The organism is Mesorhizobium sp. B2-3-6, assembly GCF_006442305.1.
Classification (GTDB): Bacteria; Pseudomonadota; Alphaproteobacteria; order Rhizobiales; family Rhizobiaceae; genus Mesorhizobium.
This window is the reverse complement of the sequence record NZ_VFVW01000010.1, coordinates 97292-119814: the sequence shown is the minus strand read 5'-3', so window position 1 is coordinate 119814 and position 22523 is coordinate 97292. Positions and strand designations below refer to the sequence as shown.

Below are 22523 nucleotides of genomic sequence, written 5' to 3'. Positions count from 1 at the left end.
GGTCTCCCTCAGCCGGTCAGTTGCCGGACATCAGCGCGGACCACTTCTCCTGCGCCACCGCGAAGTTCGGGACCCAGAACTTGAAGTTCTGCTTGTAGCCCTGCTTCTGGCGTTCGGGCGTGTTGGTCAGGAAAGCGGAGACGGAAGCGTCGACCTTGGGCTGCGCTTCACTGTTGATCGGCGTGTAAGACGTTTGCTCCGTCAACACCTCCTGCGCGTGCTTGCCAAGATAGGCGTTGAGCAGCGCGTAGGATGCCTCCGTGTCCTTGGCGCCGACGGGGATCGTCATCTGATCCATCACCACCAGCCAGTCCTGCCAGGCCGGTGCGTATTTGGCGCCGTTCTTGACGGCGGTCATGGCGCGGCCTGTCCACATCATCAGCATGTCGGCCTCGCCGGATTCGGCGAGTTGCTGCGATTCTGCACCCGTCTTCCAGAAGATGGTATCCGGGCCGAGCTTGCGAACCACATCGATGGCCTTGTCGATATCGGCCACCGTCATCGCCTTGGGGTCCCCGCCGGCAACCTTGAACGCCTGTTCCAGCAAGCCACCGGTCGGGCTGCCGGAGCCGTCGATTCCGCGCACGCCGGGGAATTTCTGCGTGTCGAAGAAGTCGGCCCAGCTCTTGGGCGGATTGTCCTTGTACTTTTCGGTGTTGTACATCAGCACGACGCCGTAGTTCATCGCCGGCACCGAGCACTCGCCGACCTGGCCCTCGGGAATTTTCGAGACGTCGAGTTTGGTGAAGTCCAGCTTCTGGAACAGTTTGCCGCAATAGACATAAGGCGGCAGATCGTCGGTATCGACAACGTCCCATGTCACATTGCCGGACTCGACCTGCGCCTGCAGCTTGGCGATCTCGGTCGGGCCGTCATTGAGCAGCTTGACGCCCGACTTGTCCACGAACTCCTTGAGCGCCGCCGCCTGGCCGTCCTGGTAGATGCCGCCATAGGACACGAAGGTTAGCGTCTTGCCCTTCAGCGAGCCTTCGGCCGCCTCTCCGGCAACCGGCTTCGATTGCGCGAGCGCGGCCGTCGCCGCCAGAAGCACGCCCAGGCACGCCGCATGTGCAAATTTCACTCTCATGTTCAACTCTCCCATTCCAGAGCTCGCATTTGTTCTCATTCACCCGGATGCGAGCGGTTTCCGGGCCTGTACTGATCGAGTTCCAGCGCGCCGGCGGTCGGCGGCGCGATGATCCAGAGCACCTCCGCCGGCGTGTCGCCGACATTGACCGTGCGGTGCGGCACCGAAGTCGCGTATTCAACACTGTCGCCTTCGCGCATCAGATGGCGCTCGTCGGCAAGCGTCAGTTCGACGGTTCCCTTGAGCACCATGAACATCTCATGCTCGCCGCCATGCACATAGGCGTCGTCGCCGGTCGAGCCGCCGACCTCGAAATGCCCCGCATAAACCTCGAACTGATGGATCGGCCGCCGCGACAAAAGCATCTTGCGGCCTCGCACGCCGACGGGAACGACAGGCCGTTCCTCGCGCCTCAGCACCTTGTGCAACGGACGGCTGCTGCCCTCGAACAGGTCGTTGATGCCGAGATCGAGAGCGGCGGCGATCCTGAGCAGCGTGCCTGTGTTGGCGCCGCACAGATTGCGCTCGAGCTGGCTGATGAAGCTCGCCGTCGTGCCGGTCATGTCGGCCAACCGGCGCAGCGAGACGCGCCTTGCCATGCGCAGCGCCTTGATGCGGGGACCGACGCCGCCGGCCTCAGGGGTGGCCGCGACCGTACCATTCACCTCTTTCGCCGTGGAGTCCGATATGCGTGGCATTGCCGCTCCCGTTTCACTTAACACCTTATTAAGTGGTGATGGCGTTGGCAAGCGCGGACGGCATGCCAAGATTTCGGCGCCCATCGATCCTGCCGGTCGCACCGGATCGGGCTGAAAACCGTCCATACGGCGGGAAATCCGCATTAGCGGCGATCCAGGCATGAAAAAACCGACGTCAGCTTGCTTCTGACGTCGGTCATTTAGGTTTTGGGATCGTCGCACCCGGTCTTTCCGAGGAAAAACCGAGGTTGGTTCGATCCGACGCAGACCCGTGGGCGGGGGGCTTGGGGTTTACGAGCCGGTGCCGGACCGAACCGTCTCAGGCAACGCCGGTAAATTCGTCGGACATTGGGGCATGAGCGCGGATAAAAAATGGCGAGAATGTGGCGGAGCATCACCAATTCCAACATGTCGTTTGCAAACGTGACTGGACGCGACGGAAATGGCGCGGGTCCGCACCGCTTCGCCGGCACTTGCAATTCGATGGCGAAAGCGCCAACTTTGGTTGGCAAAGATTCATTTTTGAAGGATCGAGGCATGACCGATCACGGCGGCGGGACGGAGGATGGCGACGCATCCGCGATACTGATCCCGCTCCACGAGGCACGCCGTGCGCGCCTCGACCAGCCGGTGCGCTTCGAGCGGCGCGAACTGGACCAGATCCTGAAACTCTACGGGCGCATGGTTGCCGCCAATGAATGGCGCGACTACGCTATCGATCATCTCACCGACAGGGCCGTGTTTTCAGTGTTCCGCCGGGCCAGCGAGGTGCCGCTGTTCCAGATCGTCAAGGACCCGAAACTGGCACGCAAACAAGGCGCCTTCGCCGTCATCGCCGCGGGCGGCCGTATCCTCAAGCGCGGGCAGGAGCTTGGCCGTGTGCTCGGCGTCTTCGACAGCAAGCTGAAGCTGGTCGAGGCCTGAACCGCGGCGCAATTGCTCGGTTGACCTCAGTCTTGGCGCTCATCTAAGCCCTTATTTTTCTTGGTGGAATTTCCGTTCCGGCAATGATTCCGGATCTGGCGGAGCGGATGCACCGCCGTTCAGCGCCAGTTGCATGAACACCGTGTCCAGCCAGCGTCCGTGCTTGTAGCCGGAGCCTTCGAGGCGGCCGGAATGACGAAAGCCGAGCTTTTCGTGCAGCTTGACGGAAGCGCTGTCGGGATGGCCATCGCCGATCACCGCGACGATCTGGCGAAAGCCCGCAGCCTCGGCGGCCGCGATCAGGCTTTGCATCAGTTTGAGGCCGACACCCTGGCCCTTGGCATCAGGCGCGACATAGACGGAGTCCTCGACGACAAAGCGATAGGCCGGGCGCGGCCGGAAGGGACCGGCATAGGCATAGCCGAGCACGGCGCCATCCTTTTCCGCCACAAGGTAAGGGAAGCCGCCGGCCTGGAGCGTGTCGAATCGCATGCCCATTTCGGCGCGGCCTGGCGGCTCCAGCTCGTAGCTCGCCGTGCCGCGGGTCACAGCGTCGGCATAGATTTGCGTAATGGCGTCGAGGTCGGCCGCGCGCGCGGCCCGTATAACGATAGTGCTCATTCTTTATGCAGGCCTCTTGTCTGCCTGCAATAACAGCAAAGGTCGGCGCAAAAGAAAAGGGCGGCCGTTGGGCCGCCCCTTCCAAACCCGATGGTCCAGTCAGACCATGACGCGGACCAGCCCTCAGCGGCGGTCGCCCATGAACTGGAGCAGGAACATGAACAGGTTGATGAAGTCGAGATAGAGCGTCAGCGCGCCCATGATGGCCTTGCGGCCAGCGACGTCGGAGGCGTCGCCCTCGAAATACATCTCCTTGATCTTCTGCGTGTCGTAGGCGGTGAGGCCGGCGAAGACCAGCACGCCGATCGCCGAGACGGCGAAGGATAGCGCCGACGACTGCAGGAAGATGTTGATCACCATCGCGATGATGATGCCGAACACGCCCATGATCAGGAACGAGCCCATCGCCGTCAGGTCGCGCTTGGTCGTGTAACCGAACAGCGACAGCGCGCCGAAGGCCGCGGCGGTGGCGAAGAAGGTCTGCGAGATGCTGGCGGTGGTGTAGACCAGGAAGATCGACGACAGCGACAGGCCGACCAGGCCCGCATAGACCCAGAACGTCGTCTGCGCCGCCGACACGCTCATCGACTGGACGCGGAACGACAGGAACAGAACGGCGGCCAGCGGGGCCAGCATCACCAGCCAGCGCAGCGGCGAGCCGAAGATCGCGTAGCCGAACGAGGTCAGCATCTCACCGCTCGGCAGCGTCGCGACAGCCGAGGCCGGATCGGTGGTTGTGGCCAGCATGATCGTGCCGACGGCGGCAAGACCAGTGATGAGGAGACCAAGCCCCATCAAATTGTAGACCTTGATCATATAGGCGCGCAGGCCCTGATCGATGTCGACGGCGGCGCCGGGCACGGCGCGCGTCTGATAGTTGCGAATGGGTTCAGCCATTGTGGTCCTCTATTGCTTCTGCCCCGTCCGGTGTCGGGTCCACCCGGACCCAGGCGCCGCTGGCGGGACTCCAGCATGCCTGCGGCGAAATATGATGGTTATTCGCGTCAAGAACAAGACCGTAACCGGGTGTAATGCTTCGTGAGGCACGCATGGCGCGGTTTTCCAGCCCTTTGGCCGCGAAACATTACGTCGATTTAACCAAATGCCGGCCGTCGGCGGGGTGGAACCGATGCGGACTCAGAGGTTTCGCAGCACGGGCGCTGCCTTGTGGCCGAGCACCCGCCAGGTGCCGGCGAGACCGATGCCGACGGTGATGACCAGCGCAAAGAGAATGGTCGCCACCGCCACTTCCGGCATGAAATGCGACGGCAATGTCATGATGCGGGCGACGACGAACCATGCGGCGGCACTGCCGGCGGCGAGCGCGAAGACCGCCGTGGCGAGGCCGATCAGCATGTATTCGAGCGAGAAGGCCGATATCAGCGTCAGCCGCGTCGCACCGAGCGTCTTCAGCACCACCGCGTCATGGATGCGCGCCCGGTTGCCGGCGGCGAGCGCGCCGGCCAGCACAAGCACCGACGCGATCAGTGCCACGCCGGCCGCCGCCCTGATCGCCGCGCCGAGCTGTCCGACCAGACGGTTGACGATGTCGAGCGCGTCCTTGACGCGGACCGTAGTGACTGCCGGGAAGGCGCGGGTGACGGCATTGAGGATGCGGGCGTCATCAGCCGCGGTGGCGCTCTTTTCGGTCAGCGTCGCCACCCAGCCATGCGGCGCGCCGGCAAATGTGTTGGGCGAGAACACCATGACGAAGTTGATGCCCATCGTCTCCCATTCGACCTGGCGGAAATTGGCGATCCTGGCCGTGACATTGCGGCCGAGCACGTTGACGGTGACGGTATCGCCGAGCTTCAGCCCGATTTCCTTGCCTTCCTTGTCGGAAAACGAGACGAGCGGCTCGCCGGTATAATCGGCCGGCCACCAGCTGCCCTCGGTCAGCGTCGCGTTGTCCGGCTGCTTGGCCTCATAAGTCAGGCCGCGGTCGCCGCGCAGCACCCAGGCGCCCTCCGCCGGCACCTTGACCTTGTCGACGGCGACGCCGTTGAGCGCCATCACCCGGCCGCGCAGCATCGGCACCTTGGCCAGCGTCCCCTGCGGGGCCTCCTTGCTGATCAGACTGGAGAAGCCGTCGACATCGCTGCTCTGGATATCGACGAAGAAGAAGTTCGGCGCCCGCTCCGGCAGGCTGCCGGAGATCTGCCGCCGCAGATTGCCGTCGATCAGCGCCAGCGTCACCAGCAGCGTCAGGCCAAGCCCCAGCGACAGCACCACCGACGGCGTCAGCGCGCCTGGCCGATGGATGTTGCCGACGGCGAGCCTGAGCGCCACGAAGCGCACGCGCGGGCTCTTCCTTGCCGCCCATTGCACCAGCGCGCCGACCAGACGCAGCACCAGAAAGGCGAAGATGGTGGCTCCGACGAAAATCGAAGCGATGCGCTGGTCGCCCGAAAACAGGATGGCGAGCGCTGCAAGAAGCACTGCGATGCCGAGCGCCGAAACGACATAGACAGGGCGTGGAAAACCGCGGCCCTCCAGTCCCATCTCGCGGAACAGCGCGGTCGCCGGCACATCGCGGGCGCGACCGAGCGGCAGCAGCGCGAAGGCCAGCGTCACCAGCAGCCCGAACAGCGCTGCCATGCCGAGAGCGCCGGGATAAAAGCCGCCTTGCGCCGGCACCGGAACGACCGACTGAAGCGCGGCGCTCGCGGCAAAGGGCATCAGTGCGCCGAGCACCAGACCTGCGGCGATGCCGAGGGCCGCGATCATCAGGATCTGCACGAGGTAAACGGCAAAGACGAAGCCGCCCGATGCGCCCAGGCTCTTGAAGGTGGCGATGACGCCGCGCTTGCCGTCGAGATAGGCGCGCACCGCGTTGGCGACGCCGACGCCGCCGACCACCAGCGCCGTCAGCCCGACCAGGGTCAGGAATTGCGAAAAGCGTTCGATGTTGGAAGAGAGCGCCGGGGCCGCATTGCTGCGCGTGCGGATCGACCAGCCGGACTCTGGGAAATCCTTGGCAGCCTTGTCCTGGATGGCCTTGAGCCGCGCCTCGTCGGCGTCGGCGGCCAGCCGGATCTTGTAGGAATTCTCGACGAGGCTGCCCGGCTGAACCAGCCCTGTCGCGACCAGGCCCTCGGTCGAGATCATCAGGCGCGGCGCGAAACCGAAACCTTCGGACACGGCATCGGGCTCGGTGACCAGCCTGGCGCGCAGTTCGAAGGTGGCGGTTCCGAGCTTCAGCCGATCGCCGAGCTTCACATGCAGCCGCTCGAACAGCAGGTCGGGCGCGGCCGCGCCGAAAACACCGAACTGTTCGCCAAACAGTTCCTGCTTCGTCAGCGCCGGCTCGGTTTCCAGGGCACCGTAAAGCGGATAGGCCTCGTCGACGGCCTTGGCCTCGACCAGCGCCTGATCGGAGCCGTCGGCAAGCCGCGCCATCGAACGCATGCTGACGGTTCTCGACACCGTGCCCAGCCCATCGAGGAAGCCGCGTTCGGCTTCGCTTGCGTCGCGCTGGTTAAGCTGGAAGCGCAGATCGCCGCCAAGCAGCGTCTGGCCCTGGTTGGCGACGCCGGCACTGATCGAACGGGCCACGGAATTCACGCCGCCGATCGCCGCGACGCCGAGCGCGATGCAGGCAAGGAAGATCAGAAAACCGGACAGGCCGCCGCGCATCTCGCGCAAGGAGAAGCGGACGGCGAGCTTCAACGTCCGCGCCGGTGACATCAGGCGATGGCCTTGGTCGGCGCCGGTGCCTCGATCCTGCCGGAGCGCATGGAGACCTGGCGCGAACAGCGCGCCGCGAGCGCCGGATCATGCGTGACCAGCACCAGCGTCATGCCGCGCTCGGCCGCCTTGGCGAACAAAAGGTCGGCGACCTGCCTACCGGTCGCCTGGTCGAGATTGCCGGTCGGCTCGTCGGCGATGAGGATGCGCGGCGATGGCGCAAGCGCCCGGGCGATCGCGACGCGCTGCTGCTCGCCGCCCGAAAGTTCGCCGGGATAGTGCGTCACGCGGTCGCTCAGACCGACGGCCGCCAGCTCGCGTTCCGCCACCGAGAACGGATCGGCATGACCGGCCAGCTCCAGCGGCACGGCGACATTTTCGAGCGCCGTCATATTGGGGATGAGATGGAAGGACTGGAACACGATGCCGATGTTTCGCCCCCGAAACGATGCGATCTGATCCTCGCTCTTGCCGTTGAGCAGCTCGCCGGCGATTCGTACCGTGCCCGAATCGACCCTTTCCAGACCTGCGAGAACCATGAGCAGCGTCGACTTGCCCGACCCCGACGGTCCAACGATGCCGGTCGCCTCGCCGCGCGCCACATCGAGGCTGACGCCCTTCAGCACATGGACGGACGAGGCGCCTTCGCCCAATGTCAGCGATACGTCTTTCAGCTCGATGACGGCTTCTGTCAAAATGAAAGCGTCCTATATGGAGATGAGGGCTCCGCCTGCGGGCCGTCGCCGGAAGAATTCTCTGTCATATGGGACCTGCCGCATGTCTTTCCAACGCAGAATTGCCGCAGGCCTGATCGTTTTCCTCGCCATTTGCGGCGCCATCTCGTCGGCACGCGCCGAGCCTTTCAAGATCGTCGGTTTCGGTGACAGCCTGATGGCCGGCTACGGCCTCGGACCCGACGAGGGTTTTACCGACAGGCTGCAGGCGGCGCTGCGCGCCAGGGGCAGGGATGTAACCGTCGCCAATGCCGGCGTTTCCGGCGACACCTCCAGCGGCGGGCTGGCGCGGCTCGACTGGTCGGTGCCGGACGGCACGCAGCTTGTCATCCTCGAACTCGGCGCCAACGACATGCTGCGCGGCGTTTCGCCCGACATCACCCGCAAGAACCTGGATACGATGCTGGCCAAGTTGAAAGAGCGCAAGATCTCCGTTCTGCTGGCCGGCATGCGCGCAGCGCCCAATCTCGGCGCCGACTATCAGAACGCCTTCGACGCCATCTTCCCGGAACTGGCTGCAAAATACGGCGTTACCTTGTACCCGTTCTTTCTCGACGGCGTAGCCGGCCAGTCCGCCCTGCAGCTTGAGGATGGCTTGCATCCGAACGCCAAGGGGGTCGCCCAGATGGTCGAGCGCATCCTGCCTGCGGTCGAGAAGGCCATCGCGGCGGCGCCGGGAGGATCGTAAGACGGGATAGGCCCTTTCCGTTGGGGAAATCTTTTTGACGAGACCTGTGACCAACAAACCTCTTGCCCCGCTTGATTATCGATGATTCGCTGGGGGCACAGTTCGATTCGAGGAAGGGAGGCTCTTCATGCCGCGTCTTTTCACCGCCCTCGAAATTCCGCGTGACGCCGCCCTTTCGCTGTCCCTGCTCAGGGGCGGCCTGCCCGGGGCCCGCTGGATCGACGTCGAGAACTATCATCTGACGCTGCGCTTCATCGGCGATGTCGAAGGCCATGTCGCCGACGAGATCGCCAACGCGCTCGACCGCGTCCACCGCCCCTCCTTCCCGCTGACGCTGGCGGGCGTCGGCGCTTTCGGCCAGAGGAAACCCCATGCCGTATGGGCCGGGGTCTCTGCCTCGCCGGATCTCTCGGCGCTTCAGGCTGAAATCGAGCGCATCTGCCAGCGGCTCGGCATTCCGGCCGATCCGCGCAAGTTCATGCCGCATGTCACACTGGCCCGCCTGCGCAATTCGAGCCCGCTGGACGTCGCCCAATATCTTTCGGCGCGCGGCAATTTTTCGACATTGCCGTTCCGCATCAGCCGGTTCGTCTTGATGTCGTCGCGCGATTCGGTCGGCGGCGGCCCCTACATCGTCGAGGAAGCCTGGCCGCTGTCGGGCGCCGATACGCGCGCGGCAAGCCGCGTCGCCAGCGCCTCCGACGCTTCGCGGATCATGCGGTAGACCTCGGCGAAGGCTTCCTCGCCGTCGTGATAGGGATCCGGCACGTCGCGCGCCTTTCCCTGCGCAAATTCCAGGAACAGGTGGATGCGGTCGCGCACGCCGGCGGGCGCCAGCGTCTTCAGGTCGGCGACGTTCGACCTGTCCATGCCGAAGATCAGGTCGAAACGCGAGAAATCCTCGGGCGCGATCTTGCGTGCCCGCAGTTCCGATATGTCGATGCCGTGGCGCGACGCGATGGCGATCGAACGCCGATCAGGGGCGGAGCCCGCCTCCCAGTCGCTGGTTGCGGCCGAATCGAGCACTATGTCCCGGCCCAGTCCACGTTCCGTCAGCACGGAACGAAGCACGCCTTCCGCCAGCGGCGAGCGGCAGATGTTGCCCAGGCAGACGAACAGAATGGATTTTATGGGCTTCGTGCTCATCGATCCGGCGCTATGGTGAAAGTCATCTTCGAAATAGCACAGGAACCGGACATGACGAGAGAGAAACTTGGCAAGGAAGCCATCGTCGCGGCGCTGACAGACCTCGAAGGCTGGTCGCTGGCTGCGGATGGCGCTTCCATCAAACGGACGTTCACCTTCAGGAATTTCTCCGAAGCCTTCGCCTTCATGACCCGCGTCGCGCTTGCGGCCGAGAAGATGGACCATCATCCCGACTGGTCGAATGTCTACAAAACCGTCGACGTGACGCTGAACACGCACGATGCCGGCGGAGTCACGGCGCTTGACATCGAGTTGGCGAAGAAAATGGACCGCTTTGTTGGCTAGGGTAATTCATAGGTGCGGCAACCCCGGCTTCGTCAGCCACGGGAGCGAAGCGGACGCGCAGACCCGAGGATCCATGCCGCGACGTTGACCAAGGGGTGCAGTCGAGCAGAATTCAGCACCGCTGCGTCGCTCTTGAGTCGCGGCATGGATTCTAGGGTCTGCGCCGCGTCGCTTCGCTCCTTGCTTCGCCCTAGAATGACGACGGGAGGTGCGTTTGCCGCCGAACTCCAAGGGAGGACGACTGCCAGCGGAGTGTCCGCCAGGCCGGCATCACCTGATCCGCAGGACAGCACGCTAAAGACTGATTCCGATTTTCAGGCCAGCGATCTCCCAAGCTCTTGCAGCAAGCGTCGGGTTTCACCACATTTTGCCCCGCGGCCATGCGCAGGCAAGCGCATGAGCCCGCAAGGAGAAATTGATGGCGCAAAAATCCGGTTTTGATTTCTTCGGCTTTGGCGACAGGCTGGGCGGTGAGAGCGAGGTGCGCGAGAAATTCTGGCGCACGGCCAAGAAGGCCGCGCGGCAGATCCCGTTCATGGAAGATGTCGTCGCGGCCTATTACTGCGCCATGGACAAGAACACGCCGCTGCGCGCAAAAGGCATCCTGGTGGCGGCACTCGGCTATTTCGTCCTGCCGGTGGATATGGTCCCCGATTTCGTCCTCGGCCTCGGCTTCACCGACGATATCGCCGTGCTCACCGCCGCAATCACCGCCGTCAGCGCCCATATCACGCCGGCGCACCGGCAGGCCGCCAAGGACGCCATATCGGACAAGGGCTGAGCCCTGGAACCGGCCTTCGCGCGCGCTGGACACCAGCGTTCAGAGGGCTTGTGGAAAAGTCAAACTCTTGCCGCTTTCATGCCCTCCAAGTCGCCGAAGGGACATCGCGCCAGCCGCTTGAAAGGCGGCGGCGCGAAGACGGCGGCGGTTTCCTGGGGTGAGCGTCCTTTTCTCAGAGGTAATTCACCGTTTGGTAACCCAGATTAAATCAAAATGAAGCGACGGCAGGACGCCACGCGGCCCGCCTCCGCACCATTTGGAATACGGGAAAAACGATGCGCGGATTGATTGCTACAGTTTCGAGCCTGGTCCTGGTGGCCTTCGCAGCGCCGGCGATGGCGCAGCAGGCGACCAAGATCGGCCAGCACAATGCCTGGGGCACCTACAGCTACCAGGCATCGGGCGGCAAGGTCTGCTATGTCCTCACCGTGCCGACCGACAAGCAGCCGCCGACGCTCGACCATGGCGACATGTTCTTCTTCGTCAGCCAGCGGCCCGGCCAGCAGGTGTCCTACGAGCCGCAATTCATCGCCGGCTACACCTTCCAGGAAAACTCCAAGGCCACCGTCACCATCGACAAGAAGACGTTTTCGATGTTCACGCGCGGCAAGTCGGCCTGGGTCGAGAACGCCGCCGAGGAGCCGGTGCTGATCGCCGCCATGAAATCCGGCACCGACATGAAGGTGCAGGCCAAGTCCGGCCGCGGCAACACCACCTCCTACGTCTTCTCGCTGAAAGGCATCTCGGCGGCGCTGTCGTCGATCGCCAACTGCAAATAGTCGAAATTTCGCTTTGAACAGAGAGGCCGGACCGCTGGGTCCGGCCTTTGTTTTTCACGCAGGACCCGGTTCCGGCGCCGCCTCCGCCGCCCTGCGCCTGCGGATGGCTTCCGCGATGAAGACGCGCGACAGCGCATGATAGAGCGGCTCGCGCGAGATCATGCGCGCCGTGCCGTAGCCCAGCATCGAGGCCAGCATCAGCGCGATGACATTGTCGTGATTGCCGGTCATCTCCAGGATGATGACGAAGGCCGTCATCGGCGCCTGCACGACGCCGGCGAAATAACCGGCCATGCCGAGCAACGCGGCCGCACCCGTGCTGGCGCCGAAGACGAGGCCGAGCGAGCTGCCGATGCCGGCGCCGACCGAAAGCGAAGGCGCAAAGATGCCGCCCGGAATGCCTGAGACCATTGACAGCAGCCCGGCAAGGAACTTCTCGGCGAAGAAGAACCAGGGCAGCGGCGTGCCTTCAACGGCGCCGCGCGCCTGCGCGTAGCCGGTGCCGAAGGTCAGGCCGCCCGAGGCGATGCCGATCGCCGCCACGCCGAGCCCGCAGATGGCGGCGACCAGCAGGACGCGCCGCAAGGGCTGCCCCGTGTTCCAGCGCCGGATCCGGCGCGTCGCCTTCAGCGCCAGGAGCGAGAACAGCGCGCCGAAGCCGCCGCCGATAACGCCGCAGGCAATGACAAGCGGCCACTCGGCGGCAAACGAGATTGTCTCCTTCGAGACGCCGAAATAGGTGTAGTTGCCAAGCAGGCCGAGCGAGGCGATGCCGGCCAGGATCACCGCCGTCAGCACCAGTCCATTGGTCCGCGCTTCGTAGGTGCGGCCCATTTCCTCGATGGCGAAGACGATGCCGGCCAGCGGCGTGTTGAAGGCGGCTGCGATGCCTGCGGCGGAGCCGGCCAGGATCAGGCCGCGCGCCTGCGCCATGCCGCCCCAGCGTGCCGCCTGCAGCATCAGCGACGCGCCGACCTGCACGGTCGGTCCCTCGCGGCCGATCGAAGCGCCGCAGAACAGGCCGACCAGGGTGAGCGCGATCTTGCCCGCCACCAGCTTCAGCGACAGGATGTGGCCACGGTCGTCGTCGTCGCGCAGATGCCGCGCCGCGATCGCCTGCGGAATGCCGCTGCCTTGCGAGCCCGGGAAGAAGGCTTGCGCCAGCCAGGCACACAGCACGAAGCCGAGCGGCGTGATCGCCAAAGGTAGGTAGAAGCGCCAGCCGCCGTCATCGCCGGTCATGGCATGGAACAGCACCTGCGCCTTGTCGGCGAGCACCGCGAACAGCACGCTGATCACGCCGATGCAGATCGCGCCGGCCCAGAACACCAGCCGCGGCTGCCACACCCGGCGAGAGCCCCACATCGCGCGCGAACGCCGCAGCAAGGGGTATTTTCGCACTGTACCGGCCATGTCTGTCCTCTCGACGGAGCCCCAGCCCTAACACAGGCATGGCCTCGATCAAGCGTTCGCATCAAACGTGAAATGGAAGACGGACGTGGAGCAAAAGTCCATGGCTGCGGTTTGGCACCATGAACAAGGAAGTTATGCCGGTTCGGCGCAATGATCGTCGTTTCCGCATTGATCATGAGACACCCTCAACACCGACAGGTGGATATCTCGACCTGCGTGTGCTGGAGTGGTCTGCGGGAACAAGGCTCGAATGGGCTCCCGCCGACCTTCGAGCCGGCGGGAATATCGATCGACGGCAGGCCTCACATGGCCATTTTTTCGCATTCCGCCTGAGCCTTCTTGGTCGACGTGTCGATCATGAAGGCTTTGCCCTTGGCGTCGGTCATCATCATCATGCAGTGCTTGATCGGCTTTGCCATCTTCATCATCTCGGCACTCATTTTCGCGTCCGGCGTCATGGTGCCCATATGCCCGTCCGGCATGATTGCCGTGACTTGCCCTGCCTTCATCATTGTCATTGTGCCCATCGCGTCTTCGGCAAATGCCTGCGAGGCGGAAAGGCCGACGAAACTGGCAATGACGGCGAGCTTGATAGAGTTCATCGTGCATACTCCCATTTGTCGGGGCATGGTTGCCCCATTCAGGGTTCGAACGCGCGGTGAGAACCGTTACTTCAACACGATCAAGTGATCCGTTTTCGGGCGAAAAGCAGGGACCGCAGGTCTGACCGGCCGGCGCATCTGTCAATCGGTCGGCGCACGGATCGCCTCGCCATCGCATGACTCCGCCGCCAAGCTGTGCTATGGGCCGCGCTTCATATCGGGCCGATGGATGAAATCGGCCGCAAACCGCTTATATCAGTGCAACCATGACCCTTTCATTCGACCTCACCGCCGAAGGCGCCCGCGACGCGTTGCGCGCCCGCGCGATACAGCCGGAAAAGCCGTCGCTGATCGGCCTGACGCGCGCCGAACTGGGCGAGGCGCTCGTCGCGTCCGGCATCGTGCCGGAGCGCCAGGCAAAAATGCGTGCACAGCAGCTCTGGCACTGGATGTATGTGCGCGGCGTCTCCGATTTCGCCGGCATGTTCAACATTTCCAAGGATCTGCGCGCCGAACTCGACAGGCATTTCACCGTGGCGCGGCCCGAGATCGTCGAGGAGCAGGTCTCCGCCGACGGCACGCGCAAATGGCTGTTCCGCTTCCCGCCGCGCGGCGCCGGTCGCCCGGTCGAGATCGAGACTGTCTACATCCCCGAGGAAGGCCGCGGCACGCTCTGCATCTCCTCGCAGGTCGGCTGCACGCTGACCTGCTCCTTCTGCCACACGGGCACGCAGAAGCTGGTGCGCAACCTGACTGCCGAGGAAATCCTCGCCCAGTTGCTCACCGCGCGCGACCGGCTCGGCGATTTCCCCGACCGCGACACGCCCGACGGCGCCATCGTGCCGGCCGAGGGCCGCAAAGTGTCCAACATCGTCATGATGGGTATGGGCGAGCCGCTCTACAATTTCGAGGCGGTCAAGAAGGCGCTGCTGATTGCTTCCGACGGCGACGGCCTTTCGCTGTCGAAGCGCCGCATTACCCTGTCGACCTCAGGCGTGGTGCCGGAGATTTTCCGCACCGGCGAGGAGATCGGCGTCATGCTCGCCATCTCGCTGCACGCCACCAATGACGATCTGCGCGACCTTCTGGTGCCGATCAACAAGAAATATCCGCTCAAGGAGCTGATCGCCGCCTGCCGCGCCTATCCCGGCCTGTCGAACGCCAGGCGCATCACCTTCGAATATGTGATGCTGAAGGACGTCAACGATTCCCTCGACGACGCCAAGGCGCTGGTCAAGCTGCTCAGGGGCATTCCGGCCAAGATCAACCTGATCCCGTTCAACCCCTGGCCCGGCACCAACTACCAGTGCTCGGACTGGGAGACGATCGAGAAATTCGCCGACTACATAAATAACGCCGGCTATGCCTCGCCGATCCGCACGCCGCGCGGCCGCGACATCCTCGCCGCCTGCGGCCAGCTCAAATCGGAATCGGAGCGCATGCGCAAAGTCGACCGGCTGGCGCTGGAAGCCATGATGATCGCGGGGCACGGCGAGGCGTGAGGCGTCTCGTCGCCGGGCTCAAGCGCTTCGTCTTCATAGCAGTCGGCTATATCGCCGCCGTGCTGACCTCGATCCTGGTGCCTGTGCTGCTGATCGCTCTTCTGGAAGGGCTCGAATATGGCAACTGGTCCATCGTTTTCGCATTCGACTGGCTGGTTTCCTTCCCGCTCGCGGTAGCGACGGTGGCGGTCTGCGCGCTGTTGATCGTCGGCCCCGCGATCTTCATGGCCGAACGCTTGTCGCTTCGGGGCTGGTTCTACTTCGCGGCCACGGGCGCGATCACGTCCATCGCATTCGGGGTTCTTGTCCCGGGCTCGGCCGGAGGGTTTGTTTTCAACCCGGGCTTTCTCGGGTTCCTGGCCACCGCCGGCATTGCCGCCGGTTCGGTCTACTGGTTTCTGGCCGGGCGCAAGTCCGGCCATCCCTTACGCCGGGATTCGCAATGACCCGTCTCGTCGCCTATATCGTGCGCCTTGCCGTCATCCTGTTCGGCTATGCCGTCGCCGCGCTGGCGGCCAGCGCGTTCCTCAATGTCCTGTTCCTGGCCTCCCTCGGCTACACGCCGGCGCATGCGGAGCCGGCGGCGACCGCCTCGCTCTATTTCTCGATCCCCTTCGTCGCGCTGTTTGCCGCCTATTTCGCCTTCATGCCGGCGGCCCTCGTGATTCTGATCGCCGAGATTCTCGGCCGGCGCGATTGGCTGTTCTATGCGCTGGCCGGTGCGATCGTCGCCGCCGTCTTCGTCGGCTTCGCCGACCAGATGGGCGACACGCCATTCGCCGTCACCGAGCCGCGCGCCATGGCCGCCGTCATCGGCGGCGGCATGGTCGGCGGCATCTTCTATTGGCTCAGCGCCGGGCGCTGGGCCGGAACCTGGTGGAAAGCCGAACCCTGACCTCGAACCGAGCGCCCACGTAAGCAGGGAGCTTTGCTGACCTCCGGTTCGGAAGAGATCAGCAGCGAACAGCAAAATCCTACTTCGCCTGGGCAGTCAGGATTTTGAGCGCGAACGCGGAAAACACGCCGGCGAAGAGATAGTCGACCACCCGCGTCACGCGCGGGCTGGCCTTCATCGCCGCCGAGAATTTCTCCGCCGCCAGCACCATCGGGGTTGTCACCGGGGTCGAGAGCACGACGAACATGGCGCCGAGGAAGAACAGCTTTCCCGGCGCGTGCGGATCATGCGCGGAGACGAATTGCGGCAGGAAGGTCATGAAGAACAGGATGATCTTCGGGTTGAGCAGGTTGACGCCCAGCCCCACCATCCAGCTCCGGAACAGCGAGATTTGCGGGCCCGTCTTCTTCTCCGGCGAGAAGGCCGAACCCTTGGTGATCGCCTGCCAGGCCAGGAAGACGAGATAGCCGGCGCCGAAGATCTTCAGCACGAAGAAGGCCATCGGCGAGGCGACGATCAGCGCCGAGACACCGACCACCACCAAGGTGGTGTGGATCAGCGTGCCGCACAGCGCCCCCGCCATCGAGGCGAAGCCGGCGGCGCGGCCCTGGCTCAGTGTGCGCGAGACGAACAGCGTCATGTCCGGTCCGGGCGTGATCGCCAGGATGAACGTGGCGATGGCGAACTGGATCAGCGTTGCGGTGTCGGGAATGAAGGACATGGTAGGCCCGTTGACTTTCGATACGCAGCTATAATGAACGGGGCCTGCCGTTGCCAGCGGCTGTGCGACGGAAAGGATGATCCAGCTGTCCCGTATGCCTGTTTCTCCGCGCCTTGCCCCGTTCATCCCTTGCGGTGACCGGAAACGGCGTGATACCTCGCCGGCCGAGAACTCTTGTCGCGGAAACAGCAAATGTCGAAAACAAAAGACGTCAAGAAGGTCGTGCTCGCCTATTCCGGCGGCCTCGACACATCAATCATCCTGAAATGGCTGCAGACCGAGCTCGGCGCCGAGGTCGTCACCTTCACCGCCGACCTCGGCCAAGGCGGCGAATTGGAGCCGGCGCGCCGCAAGGCCGAGATGATGGGCATCAAGGACATCCGCATCGTCGACGTGCGCGAGGAATTCGTTGCCGACTTCGTCTTCCCGATGTTCCGCGCCAACGCCGTCTACGAAGGGACCTATCTGCTCGGCACCTCGATCGCCCGGCCGCTGATCTCGAAACACCTCGTCGAGATCGCAAAGGAGACCGGCGCCGACGCGATCGCCCACGGCGCCACCGGCAAGGGCAATGACCAGGTGCGCTTCGAGCTTTCGGCCTATGCGCTCAATCCCGATATCAAGGTCATCGCGCCCTGGCGCGACTGGTCGTTCAAGTCGCGCACCGACCTCATCAACTTCGCCGAGCAGCACCAGATTCCGGTGCCGAAGGACAAGAAGGGTGACGCGCCGTTCTCGGTCGACGCCAATCTCCTGCATTCCTCTTCCGAGGGCAAGGTGCTTGAGGACCCGTGGAGCGAGCCGCCGGAATTCGTCCATCAGCGCACCGTCTCGCCCATGGACGCGCCGGACAAGGTCACCGAGATCGAGATCGAGTTCCTGAAGGGCGATCCGGTCGCGCTCGACGGCAAGAAGCTGTCGCCGGCAACCATGCTCGCCGCCCTCAACGATCTCGGCCGCGACAACGGCATCGGCCGGCTCGACCTCGTCGAGAACCGCTTCGTCGGCATGAAGTCGCGCGGCGTCTACGAGACCCCCGGCGGCACCATCCTTATCGCTGCCCACCGAGCCATCGAATCGATCACGCTCGACAGGGGAGCTGCCCACCTCAAGGACGAGTTCATGCCGCGCTACGCCGAACTCATCTACAACGGCTTCTGGTTCGCGCCCGAGCGGCTGATGCTGCAGGCGATGATCGACAAGAGCCAGGAGGATGTCGAAGGCACGGTGCGTCTGAAGCTCTACAAGGGCAATGTCATCGTTACCGGCCGCAAGTCGAAGAAGACGCTCTATTCCGACGCGCTGGTGACCTTCGAGGACGACCGCGGCGCCTACGACCAGAAAGACGCCGCAGGCTTCATCCGCCTCAATGCGCTGAGGCTGCGCACCTTAGCGGCGCGCAATCGCGGAAGTTGATGTCAGTATGTTTCGCCTCAAGACAAAACCCGGCGTCTCTATTGGAGCCGATTGTCGATGCCGGCGCCGCCCCTCATCGGCCTGCTGGCACCTTCTCCCCGTATAGTGACGGGAAGAAAGGGACTGGCCGCAGCCCGAGCGCCTTTCTTGCAACGATTGCAATTGGCAACGACTGTAATTGGCGAAACCGTCGATGACAGCGCCCTCTCCCCGTCGCTATACGGGGAGAGGATGCCGGCAGGCAGGTGAGGGGCGGCGCTAACATCCGGTAAGAGTGCCCGCCATCGCGGCCGGGCTTTCTGCTGAACAGCGATTTCTAACGATCACTCGCCATCGATTGCGGTGGCGATACGGGCGATGGCCTGTTGATAGACACTCGCCGAGTTCCAGCCGGCAATTGCACCCATATTCGCCTGAGCGCTCGCGCCGGCCTGCCAGCCATGCGCCTTGAGGAAGTTGGCCGTGGAAGCCAGCGCGGTGCTCTTGTCGCGCAGGTTTCCGCTGCCCACTCCATATTTCAGGACATTTCCGGGCAGGAACTGCGTATGGCCGATCTCGCCATGCATGGCCCCGACCGACGAGGCGGTCAACGTTCCGCGATCGACCAGCTTCAGGGCCGCAATGGCATGCGGCTGAAAATAGTCCGGACGGCGGCAGTCATAGGCAAGCGTCAAAATGGCGGACACCGTGTTCTGGTTGCCCATAGAGGCGCCGAAGCCCGTCTCCATGCCCCAGATGGCAAGCAGCACGCCCGGCGAGACGCCGTAGGTCCTTTCGATCTTGTCGAACAGCGCCGCATTCGATTTCTTCAGCGCCCGGCCCCTGGAAATGATCGCCGCCCCGCCGCGGCGCTTCATGAAGGCTTCCACGGAGCCGCTGAAAGCCTTGTGGATGGCGCGGTCCGCGGAAATGGTCCTGGTCGCGTAGGTCGCGCCGGCCAGGGCGGCCAGCCCCCTCGAACCCACGCCCTCGGCCCTGGCCTCCGCTGCGAAGTCCTGCTTCCAGGCATCGAAGCCGGCTCCGGTCTTGCCACAGCTGGCCGCCGCCTGCGCGCCCGTCGCCAGCGCAAGCATCGCCACCACAGTGGCCGCTGCAAACATCTTACCCTTGGCAAGAAATGCCATGTTGTTCTCTCCTGGTTGCCTGAATCACGTCCCGGCCGGAATTTGCCAGTGAAACGCGCACTTGTCACTGTCGCGCGCGCAAGCTGGCCAATGGAAGGGAATTTGCCTACGATCAAGCAAATATTGTGGCAAGAACCACCCATGGCCTGACGATCCTTGCGCCATGTTGCTCAATGACGTCACAGTGGGGAACGACGTCTGTCGGCCGGCGTTTTGCACGACGCGCCTTCCCCTGTTCCCTGGTCCGAGACCGAGATGAAACTCTTCGACTGTCCTCATTGCGGCCATCGTCTCTATTTCGAGAACGCCCGGTGCCTGAACTGCTCCAGTGCCGTGCTCTATGATCCGCAGCGCGCCTGCTTTGCCCTGTCCGGTGCCGACAGCGGCTCCCCATGCGCCAACGCCGACGAATGCGCCTGCAACTGGATGGCCGAGCCGGGACAGCCCTTCTGCCGCGCCTGCGCGCTCAACCAGCTGATCCCGGACCTCTCCGTCGACGGCAACCGCCGCCGCTGGATACGGGTCGAGGCCGCGAAGAAGCGCGCGGTCTATTCGCTGCTGGCTTTCGGACTGCCGGTGACGCCCAAGCAGAACCCCGCCGACGAGGCCGGCCTTGCCTTCGACTTCCTTGCCGATCCGATCGGCGGCGGCCCGGGCGGCGAGCGCATCCTGACCGGCCACGACAATGGCCTGATCACCCTCAACGTCGCCGAAGCCGACTCCGCCGAGCGCGAAAGGCGGCGCGTTGAGATGGGCGAGAACTATCGCACCTTGCTCGGCCATTTCCGCCACGAGCTCGGCCACTACTACTGGGACCGGCTGATCCGCGACGATCCGCAAAGGCTTGACGCCTTCCGCGCGCTGTTCGGCGACGAGCGCACCGGCTACGAGCAGGCATTGAAGAACCACCATGCCAATGGTGCCCCACCCGACTGGCAGCAACGCCACATCTCGCCCTATGCCACCTCTCATCCCTGGGAGGACTGGGCCGAAAGCTGGGCCCACCACCTGCATATCACCGACACGCTGGAAATGGTCCATGCGCTGAACTTCCCGCTCGGCCGGCTGGAGACGGTGGAGGCCAACGAATTGCCCCAGGGCGATACCGGGGGCATGCTACAACCAGCGCCGTCCGAACCGACACCCGCTCCCGAACCGTTCGAAAAGATCCTGTCGCGCTGGCTGGTGCTGTCGGAAGCCTCCAATTCCATCAATCGCTGCATGGGTCTGCCCGACCTCTACCCTTTCGTCATCTCGGATGTCGCGGCGCGCAAACTGGCCTTCGTTCACGACCTCTTGACCCGCCTGCCGCAAGAAACGGGAACAAATCGTGAGTTGGCTTCAACATTTTAGCGGGAACGCATGCGCCGCTCTCCCGTTTTCGCTGCCGAGGGACCATGAAACGGAGAGAAACCATGAAATCCGTATTGTTTCCCGCGGTCGCCGGAATGCTCACGCTCTTCTCGGGCGCCGCCATGGCCGACACCCCCGTCTCCGCAATCACCGATCTCAACGTCCGCGCTGGCCCAGGCCCGCAATATCCTGTCATCGGCGTGCTCGCCGCCGGCCAGTCGGCGACGCTCAATGGCTGTATCGAAAACAGCAAATGGTGCACCATCGCCGAAGCCGGTGGCCAGGGCTGGGTCTATTCGGACTATGTGACGGCTGATTTCGGCGGCAACCGGGTCGTGTTGACGCGACGCCCGCTCGGCTCCAGCGTCGCCGTCGTGTCGCCGCCCGAGGGCTATTCCACCGACTACACCGGCTCGATCATCGCCGGCGAGCCGGTCGAGGACGCCATCCCGCAGCCTCCCGCCGAAGTCAGGACCTATGTCGACACGCATCGCGTCGACCCTGTCTATCTTGAGGGCGAGGTGGTCACCGGGGCCGTTTTGCCCGAGAGTGTCGAACTGCGCGAGATCCCCGATTACGATTACCGCTACGTCTATGTGAACGGCCAGCCGGCGCTGATCGACCCGCAGACGCGGCGCATCGTGTATGTGGTGCGTTGAGGCGGATAGGACACGGGGGTAATCATCGGAGCATGCCTTTCGCCTGCCGGCAGGCAGGCGAGGGCGGCGCACATGCGCCGAAGGCTGGCGGGGCGTACCGAACAGGAATGATTGCGCAGAACCGCCCGATCCCATAGATCATGCGACGCGAAGCACCAGCTTGCGAGAGAGCGTGATATCGGACCCTGCCGTCTTCGAGCACTATCGAAACACAGCCAACGAAAAGACGACTCTGCCGCGCCTGCTTCTCGGGACCGGGATCGTCGTCCTGTTCTGGGCCGCGTCGACGGCGGTCGTGCTGCTGGGCGGCACCTATGCCTTTTTCGCCTGGCGGACAGCGCAAGGCGCGGCTGCGCCCGCCGGCGGCATGCAGGGTTTCCTTGCGTCGCCAATCGGCATTCTCACCGCGCTCGCGTCTTTCGCCGGCATCTGGATCGGCTTGTGGATCGCCATGCGCTGGGTGCATGGCGAGAAGCTGTCGGCGCTCCTCGGCAACAGCCGTCGCATTTCGCGCTCGGGTTTCGTCAAGGGACTGGTCGCGGTGTTGGTCACTTCGCTCGTGTCCGAGGTCCTGCTCTACCTGATGCAGCCCGAGATCGCGCGCGGCTCGATCGCCCTGTCGTCCTGGCTGCTGTTCCTGATCCCGATCCTCGCGCTCACTTTTCTGCAGACATCATCGGAAGAGGTACTGTTCCGAGGCTACCTGCTGCGCGGTCTTGCCTACCGGTTCAGGAGCCCGTTCGTCTGGGCACTGCTGCCGGGCCTGCTGTTCACCTCACTGCACTGGAGCGCGAGCGCCTCGGCCGCCATCAATGCCTGCGTGCTGGTCTCGATCGCCGCTTTTGCACTGCTTCTGACGCTTGTCGTCTATGCCACCGGCAACCTCGGCGCGGCCCTTGGCGCCCATCTCGGCAACAATCTGACCGGCTTCCTGCTGATCTCGCATCAGGAGAGCTACAATTCCTTCGCCCTGTTTACCGCCAGACCACTCGAAGGGCCGGGCTGGGCGACGTCGGATGCGGTCCTCATCGCCACGATCGGCATCGCCTGCAGCCTGCTGACGATACTGCTGCTTTTGCATCCGCGCTCGCCGCTGAGCGTCTCGGCCGAACCTGCAGACGCAACGAAGGCGACTTGATTGCTGCGCAGGGAGACCGGCGGAACGGTCCTTGTCTTGACTCCGCGGCCGTTTTCCTGTCTACAGCCCCGAATTCCGCGACGAGTATCCCTCCGAGCAAGCCGACCAGGACGCCGAAGCCTCTTTGAGGCCAAGTGCTGTAAACAGATCCTGGAGGCCAACACCCGGCAGCGCTGTGCGCCCCCGGGTGCTTTTTGGTTTTGGCTTTTG

The 22523-nt window shown here is 64.0% G+C and carries 24 protein-coding genes; 13 read left to right on the top strand and 11 right to left on the bottom strand.

Annotated elements, in window-relative coordinates; genetic code table 11:
• Nucleotides 1-16: 16 nt before the first annotated feature.
• On the bottom strand, nt 17-1087 hold the full coding sequence (locus tag FJ953_RS26140; protein ID WP_181171637.1) for an extracellular solute-binding protein: 1071 nt from the start codon (nt 1085-1087) through the stop codon (nt 17-19).
• 35 nt (nt 1088-1122) lie between these two features.
• Nucleotides 1123-1785, bottom strand: a complete 663-nt coding sequence (locus FJ953_RS26135) for an XRE family transcriptional regulator (protein WP_140559226.1) — start codon at nt 1783-1785, stop codon at nt 1123-1125.
• 537 nt (nt 1786-2322) lie between these two features.
• Here FJ953_RS26135 and FJ953_RS26130 point away from each other — a divergent pair.
• Entirely contained in the window at nt 2323-2709 is a 387-nt protein-coding gene (locus tag FJ953_RS26130; protein WP_140514020.1) for a DUF2794 domain-containing protein, read from the top strand.
• Nucleotides 2710-2760: 51 nt separating this feature from the next.
• Here FJ953_RS26130 and FJ953_RS26125 read toward each other — a convergent pair whose 3' ends face one another.
• From FJ953_RS26125 to FJ953_RS26110, 4 genes are all read right to left on the bottom strand, one after another.
• Complete coding sequence (locus FJ953_RS26125) at nt 2761-3330, bottom strand: GNAT family N-acetyltransferase (RefSeq protein ID WP_140514021.1); 570 nt, start codon at nt 3328-3330, stop codon at nt 2761-2763.
• Nucleotides 3331-3453: 123 nt separating this feature from the next.
• Nucleotides 3454-4227 (bottom strand): Bax inhibitor-1/YccA family protein, encoded by a 774-nt coding sequence (locus FJ953_RS26120; RefSeq protein ID WP_140492223.1) that lies wholly within the window; start codon nt 4225-4227, stop codon nt 3454-3456.
• Nucleotides 4228-4467: 240 nt separating this feature from the next.
• Nucleotides 4468-7017 (bottom strand): ABC transporter permease, encoded by a 2550-nt coding sequence (locus tag FJ953_RS26115; RefSeq protein WP_140625372.1) that lies wholly within the window; start codon nt 7015-7017, stop codon nt 4468-4470.
• A complete protein-coding gene (locus FJ953_RS26110) occupies nt 7017-7712 on the bottom strand; it encodes an ABC transporter ATP-binding protein (protein ID WP_140559223.1) in 696 nt (231 codons plus the stop codon). The genes FJ953_RS26115 and FJ953_RS26110 overlap by 1 nt, the downstream gene beginning before the upstream one ends.
• Nucleotides 7713-7794: 82 nt before the next feature.
• On the opposite strand from FJ953_RS26110, the gene FJ953_RS26105 reads away from it, so the two are divergent.
• Both FJ953_RS26105 and thpR read left to right on the top strand, forming a co-directional pair.
• Nucleotides 7795-8439, top strand: coding sequence for an arylesterase (locus FJ953_RS26105; RefSeq protein ID WP_140625371.1), 645 nt, complete (start codon nt 7795-7797; stop codon nt 8437-8439).
• A gap of 127 nt (nt 8440-8566) precedes the next feature.
• Nucleotides 8567-9163 (top strand): RNA 2',3'-cyclic phosphodiesterase, encoded by a 597-nt coding sequence (thpR, locus tag FJ953_RS26100; protein WP_140559221.1) that lies wholly within the window; start codon nt 8567-8569, stop codon nt 9161-9163.
• On the opposite strand, the gene FJ953_RS26095 is transcribed toward thpR, so the two are convergent.
• Nucleotides 9067-9585 (bottom strand): low molecular weight protein-tyrosine-phosphatase, encoded by a 519-nt coding sequence (locus FJ953_RS26095; protein ID WP_140492208.1) that lies wholly within the window; start codon nt 9583-9585, stop codon nt 9067-9069. The genes thpR and FJ953_RS26095 overlap by 97 nt on opposite strands.
• Nucleotides 9586-9636: 51 nt before the next feature.
• Between FJ953_RS26095 and FJ953_RS26090 the strand changes: the two genes are divergently transcribed.
• The 3 genes from FJ953_RS26090 (at nt 9637) to FJ953_RS26080 (ending at nt 11490) form a co-directional block, all read left to right on the top strand.
• A complete protein-coding gene (locus tag FJ953_RS26090) occupies nt 9637-9930 on the top strand; it encodes a 4a-hydroxytetrahydrobiopterin dehydratase (RefSeq protein ID WP_140625370.1) in 294 nt (97 codons plus the stop codon).
• 418 nt (nt 9931-10348) lie between these two features.
• Nucleotides 10349-10711 carry a YkvA family protein gene (locus FJ953_RS26085; RefSeq protein WP_140514028.1) on the top strand — a complete coding sequence of 121 codons (363 nt, stop codon included), beginning with the start codon at nt 10349-10351 and terminating at the stop codon, nt 10709-10711.
• 275 nt (nt 10712-10986) lie between these two features.
• Entirely contained in the window at nt 10987-11490 is a 504-nt protein-coding gene (locus FJ953_RS26080) for an invasion associated locus B family protein (protein WP_140492199.1), read from the top strand.
• A gap of 54 nt (nt 11491-11544) precedes the next feature.
• On the opposite strand, the gene FJ953_RS26075 is transcribed toward FJ953_RS26080, so the two are convergent.
• Together FJ953_RS26075 and FJ953_RS26070 are read right to left on the bottom strand one after the other, a co-directional pair.
• Complete coding sequence (locus FJ953_RS26075; protein ID WP_140554787.1) at nt 11545-12903, bottom strand: chloride channel protein; 1359 nt, start codon at nt 12901-12903, stop codon at nt 11545-11547.
• A 302-nt stretch (nt 12904-13205) separates the two neighbouring features.
• The gene (locus FJ953_RS26070) at nt 13206-13505 is read right to left on the bottom strand and encodes a hypothetical protein (protein WP_140554786.1); all 300 of its coding nucleotides are present in this window, start codon (nt 13503-13505) and stop codon (nt 13206-13208) included.
• A gap of 266 nt (nt 13506-13771) precedes the next feature.
• On the opposite strand from FJ953_RS26070, the gene rlmN reads away from it, so the two are divergent.
• Genes rlmN through FJ953_RS26055 form a run of 3 tightly spaced genes read left to right on the top strand, consistent with a single transcriptional unit; the run spans nt 13772 to nt 15902 of the window.
• On the top strand, nt 13772-15007 hold the full coding sequence (gene rlmN / locus FJ953_RS26065; protein ID WP_140580215.1) for a 23S rRNA (adenine(2503)-C(2))-methyltransferase RlmN: 1236 nt from the start codon (nt 13772-13774) through the stop codon (nt 15005-15007).
• Entirely contained in the window at nt 15004-15453 is a 450-nt protein-coding gene (locus FJ953_RS26060) for a hypothetical protein (protein ID WP_140580216.1), read from the top strand. The genes rlmN and FJ953_RS26060 overlap by 4 nt, the downstream gene beginning before the upstream one ends.
• A complete protein-coding gene (locus tag FJ953_RS26055; protein WP_140580217.1) occupies nt 15450-15902 on the top strand; it encodes a hypothetical protein in 453 nt (150 codons plus the stop codon). The genes FJ953_RS26060 and FJ953_RS26055 overlap by 4 nt, the downstream gene beginning before the upstream one ends.
• 79 nt (nt 15903-15981) lie before the next feature.
• Here FJ953_RS26055 and FJ953_RS26050 read toward each other — a convergent pair whose 3' ends face one another.
• Nucleotides 15982-16623 (bottom strand): LysE family translocator, encoded by a 642-nt coding sequence (locus tag FJ953_RS26050; RefSeq protein ID WP_140550602.1) that lies wholly within the window; start codon nt 16621-16623, stop codon nt 15982-15984.
• A gap of 192 nt (nt 16624-16815) precedes the next feature.
• On the opposite strand from FJ953_RS26050, the gene FJ953_RS26045 reads away from it, so the two are divergent.
• The gene (locus FJ953_RS26045) at nt 16816-18039 is read left to right on the top strand and encodes an argininosuccinate synthase (RefSeq protein WP_140625369.1); all 1224 of its coding nucleotides are present in this window, start codon (nt 16816-16818) and stop codon (nt 18037-18039) included.
• 323 nt (nt 18040-18362) lie between these two features.
• Here the strand turns inward: FJ953_RS26045 and FJ953_RS26035 are convergent, their stop codons facing one another.
• Nucleotides 18363-19163, bottom strand: coding sequence for a lytic transglycosylase domain-containing protein (locus FJ953_RS26035; RefSeq protein WP_140492175.1), 801 nt, complete (start codon nt 19161-19163; stop codon nt 18363-18365).
• Nucleotides 19164-19418: 255 nt separating this feature from the next.
• On the opposite strand from FJ953_RS26035, the gene FJ953_RS26030 reads away from it, so the two are divergent.
• From FJ953_RS26030 to FJ953_RS26020, 3 genes are all read left to right on the top strand, one after another.
• Complete coding sequence (locus FJ953_RS26030; protein WP_140625368.1) at nt 19419-20516, top strand: putative zinc-binding metallopeptidase; 1098 nt, start codon at nt 19419-19421, stop codon at nt 20514-20516.
• A 62-nt stretch (nt 20517-20578) separates the two neighbouring features.
• Nucleotides 20579-21175, top strand: a complete 597-nt coding sequence (locus FJ953_RS26025; protein WP_140559212.1) for a DUF1236 domain-containing protein — start codon at nt 20579-20581, stop codon at nt 21173-21175.
• A gap of 172 nt (nt 21176-21347) precedes the next feature.
• The gene (locus FJ953_RS26020) at nt 21348-22313 is read left to right on the top strand and encodes a type II CAAX endopeptidase family protein (protein ID WP_140563902.1); all 966 of its coding nucleotides are present in this window, start codon (nt 21348-21350) and stop codon (nt 22311-22313) included.
• Nucleotides 22314-22523 lie beyond the last annotated feature (210 nt).

Excerpts from the sequence above, each read along its gene's own strand:
- FJ953_RS26140 (WP_181171637.1), bottom strand. The coding sequence starts at position 1,087 with ATGAGAGTGAAATTTGCACATGCGGCGTGCCTGGGCGTGCTTCTGGCG.
- FJ953_RS26135 (WP_140559226.1), bottom strand. The coding sequence starts at position 1,785 with ATGCCACGCATATCGGACTCCACGGCGAAAGAGGTGAATGGTACGGTC.
- FJ953_RS26130 (WP_140514020.1), top strand. The coding sequence starts at position 2,323 with ATGACCGATCACGGCGGCGGGACGGAGGATGGCGACGCATCCGCGATA.
- FJ953_RS26125 (WP_140514021.1), bottom strand. The coding sequence starts at position 3,330 with ATGAGCACTATCGTTATACGGGCCGCGCGCGCGGCCGACCTCGACGCC.
- FJ953_RS26120 (WP_140492223.1), bottom strand. The coding sequence starts at position 4,227 with ATGGCTGAACCCATTCGCAACTATCAGACGCGCGCCGTGCCCGGCGCC.
- FJ953_RS26115 (WP_140625372.1), bottom strand. The coding sequence starts at position 7,017 with ATGTCACCGGCGCGGACGTTGAAGCTCGCCGTCCGCTTCTCCTTGCGC.
- FJ953_RS26105 (WP_140625371.1), top strand. The coding sequence starts at position 7,795 with ATGTCTTTCCAACGCAGAATTGCCGCAGGCCTGATCGTTTTCCTCGCC.
- thpR (WP_140559221.1), top strand. The coding sequence starts at position 8,567 with ATGCCGCGTCTTTTCACCGCCCTCGAAATTCCGCGTGACGCCGCCCTT.
- FJ953_RS26095 (WP_140492208.1), bottom strand. The coding sequence starts at position 9,585 with ATGAGCACGAAGCCCATAAAATCCATTCTGTTCGTCTGCCTGGGCAAC.
- FJ953_RS26090 (WP_140625370.1), top strand. The coding sequence starts at position 9,637 with ATGACGAGAGAGAAACTTGGCAAGGAAGCCATCGTCGCGGCGCTGACA.
- FJ953_RS26085 (WP_140514028.1), top strand. The coding sequence starts at position 10,349 with ATGGCGCAAAAATCCGGTTTTGATTTCTTCGGCTTTGGCGACAGGCTG.
- FJ953_RS26080 (WP_140492199.1), top strand. The coding sequence starts at position 10,987 with ATGCGCGGATTGATTGCTACAGTTTCGAGCCTGGTCCTGGTGGCCTTC.
- FJ953_RS26075 (WP_140554787.1), bottom strand. The coding sequence starts at position 12,903 with ATGGCCGGTACAGTGCGAAAATACCCCTTGCTGCGGCGTTCGCGCGCG.
- FJ953_RS26070 (WP_140554786.1), bottom strand. The coding sequence starts at position 13,505 with ATGAACTCTATCAAGCTCGCCGTCATTGCCAGTTTCGTCGGCCTTTCC.
- rlmN (WP_140580215.1), top strand. The coding sequence starts at position 13,772 with ATGACCCTTTCATTCGACCTCACCGCCGAAGGCGCCCGCGACGCGTTG.
- FJ953_RS26055 (WP_140580217.1), top strand. The coding sequence starts at position 15,450 with ATGACCCGTCTCGTCGCCTATATCGTGCGCCTTGCCGTCATCCTGTTC.
- FJ953_RS26050 (WP_140550602.1), bottom strand. The coding sequence starts at position 16,623 with ATGTCCTTCATTCCCGACACCGCAACGCTGATCCAGTTCGCCATCGCC.
- FJ953_RS26045 (WP_140625369.1), top strand. The coding sequence starts at position 16,816 with ATGTCGAAAACAAAAGACGTCAAGAAGGTCGTGCTCGCCTATTCCGGC.
- FJ953_RS26035 (WP_140492175.1), bottom strand. The coding sequence starts at position 19,163 with ATGGCATTTCTTGCCAAGGGTAAGATGTTTGCAGCGGCCACTGTGGTG.
- FJ953_RS26030 (WP_140625368.1), top strand. The coding sequence starts at position 19,419 with ATGAAACTCTTCGACTGTCCTCATTGCGGCCATCGTCTCTATTTCGAG.
- FJ953_RS26025 (WP_140559212.1), top strand. The coding sequence starts at position 20,579 with ATGAAATCCGTATTGTTTCCCGCGGTCGCCGGAATGCTCACGCTCTTC.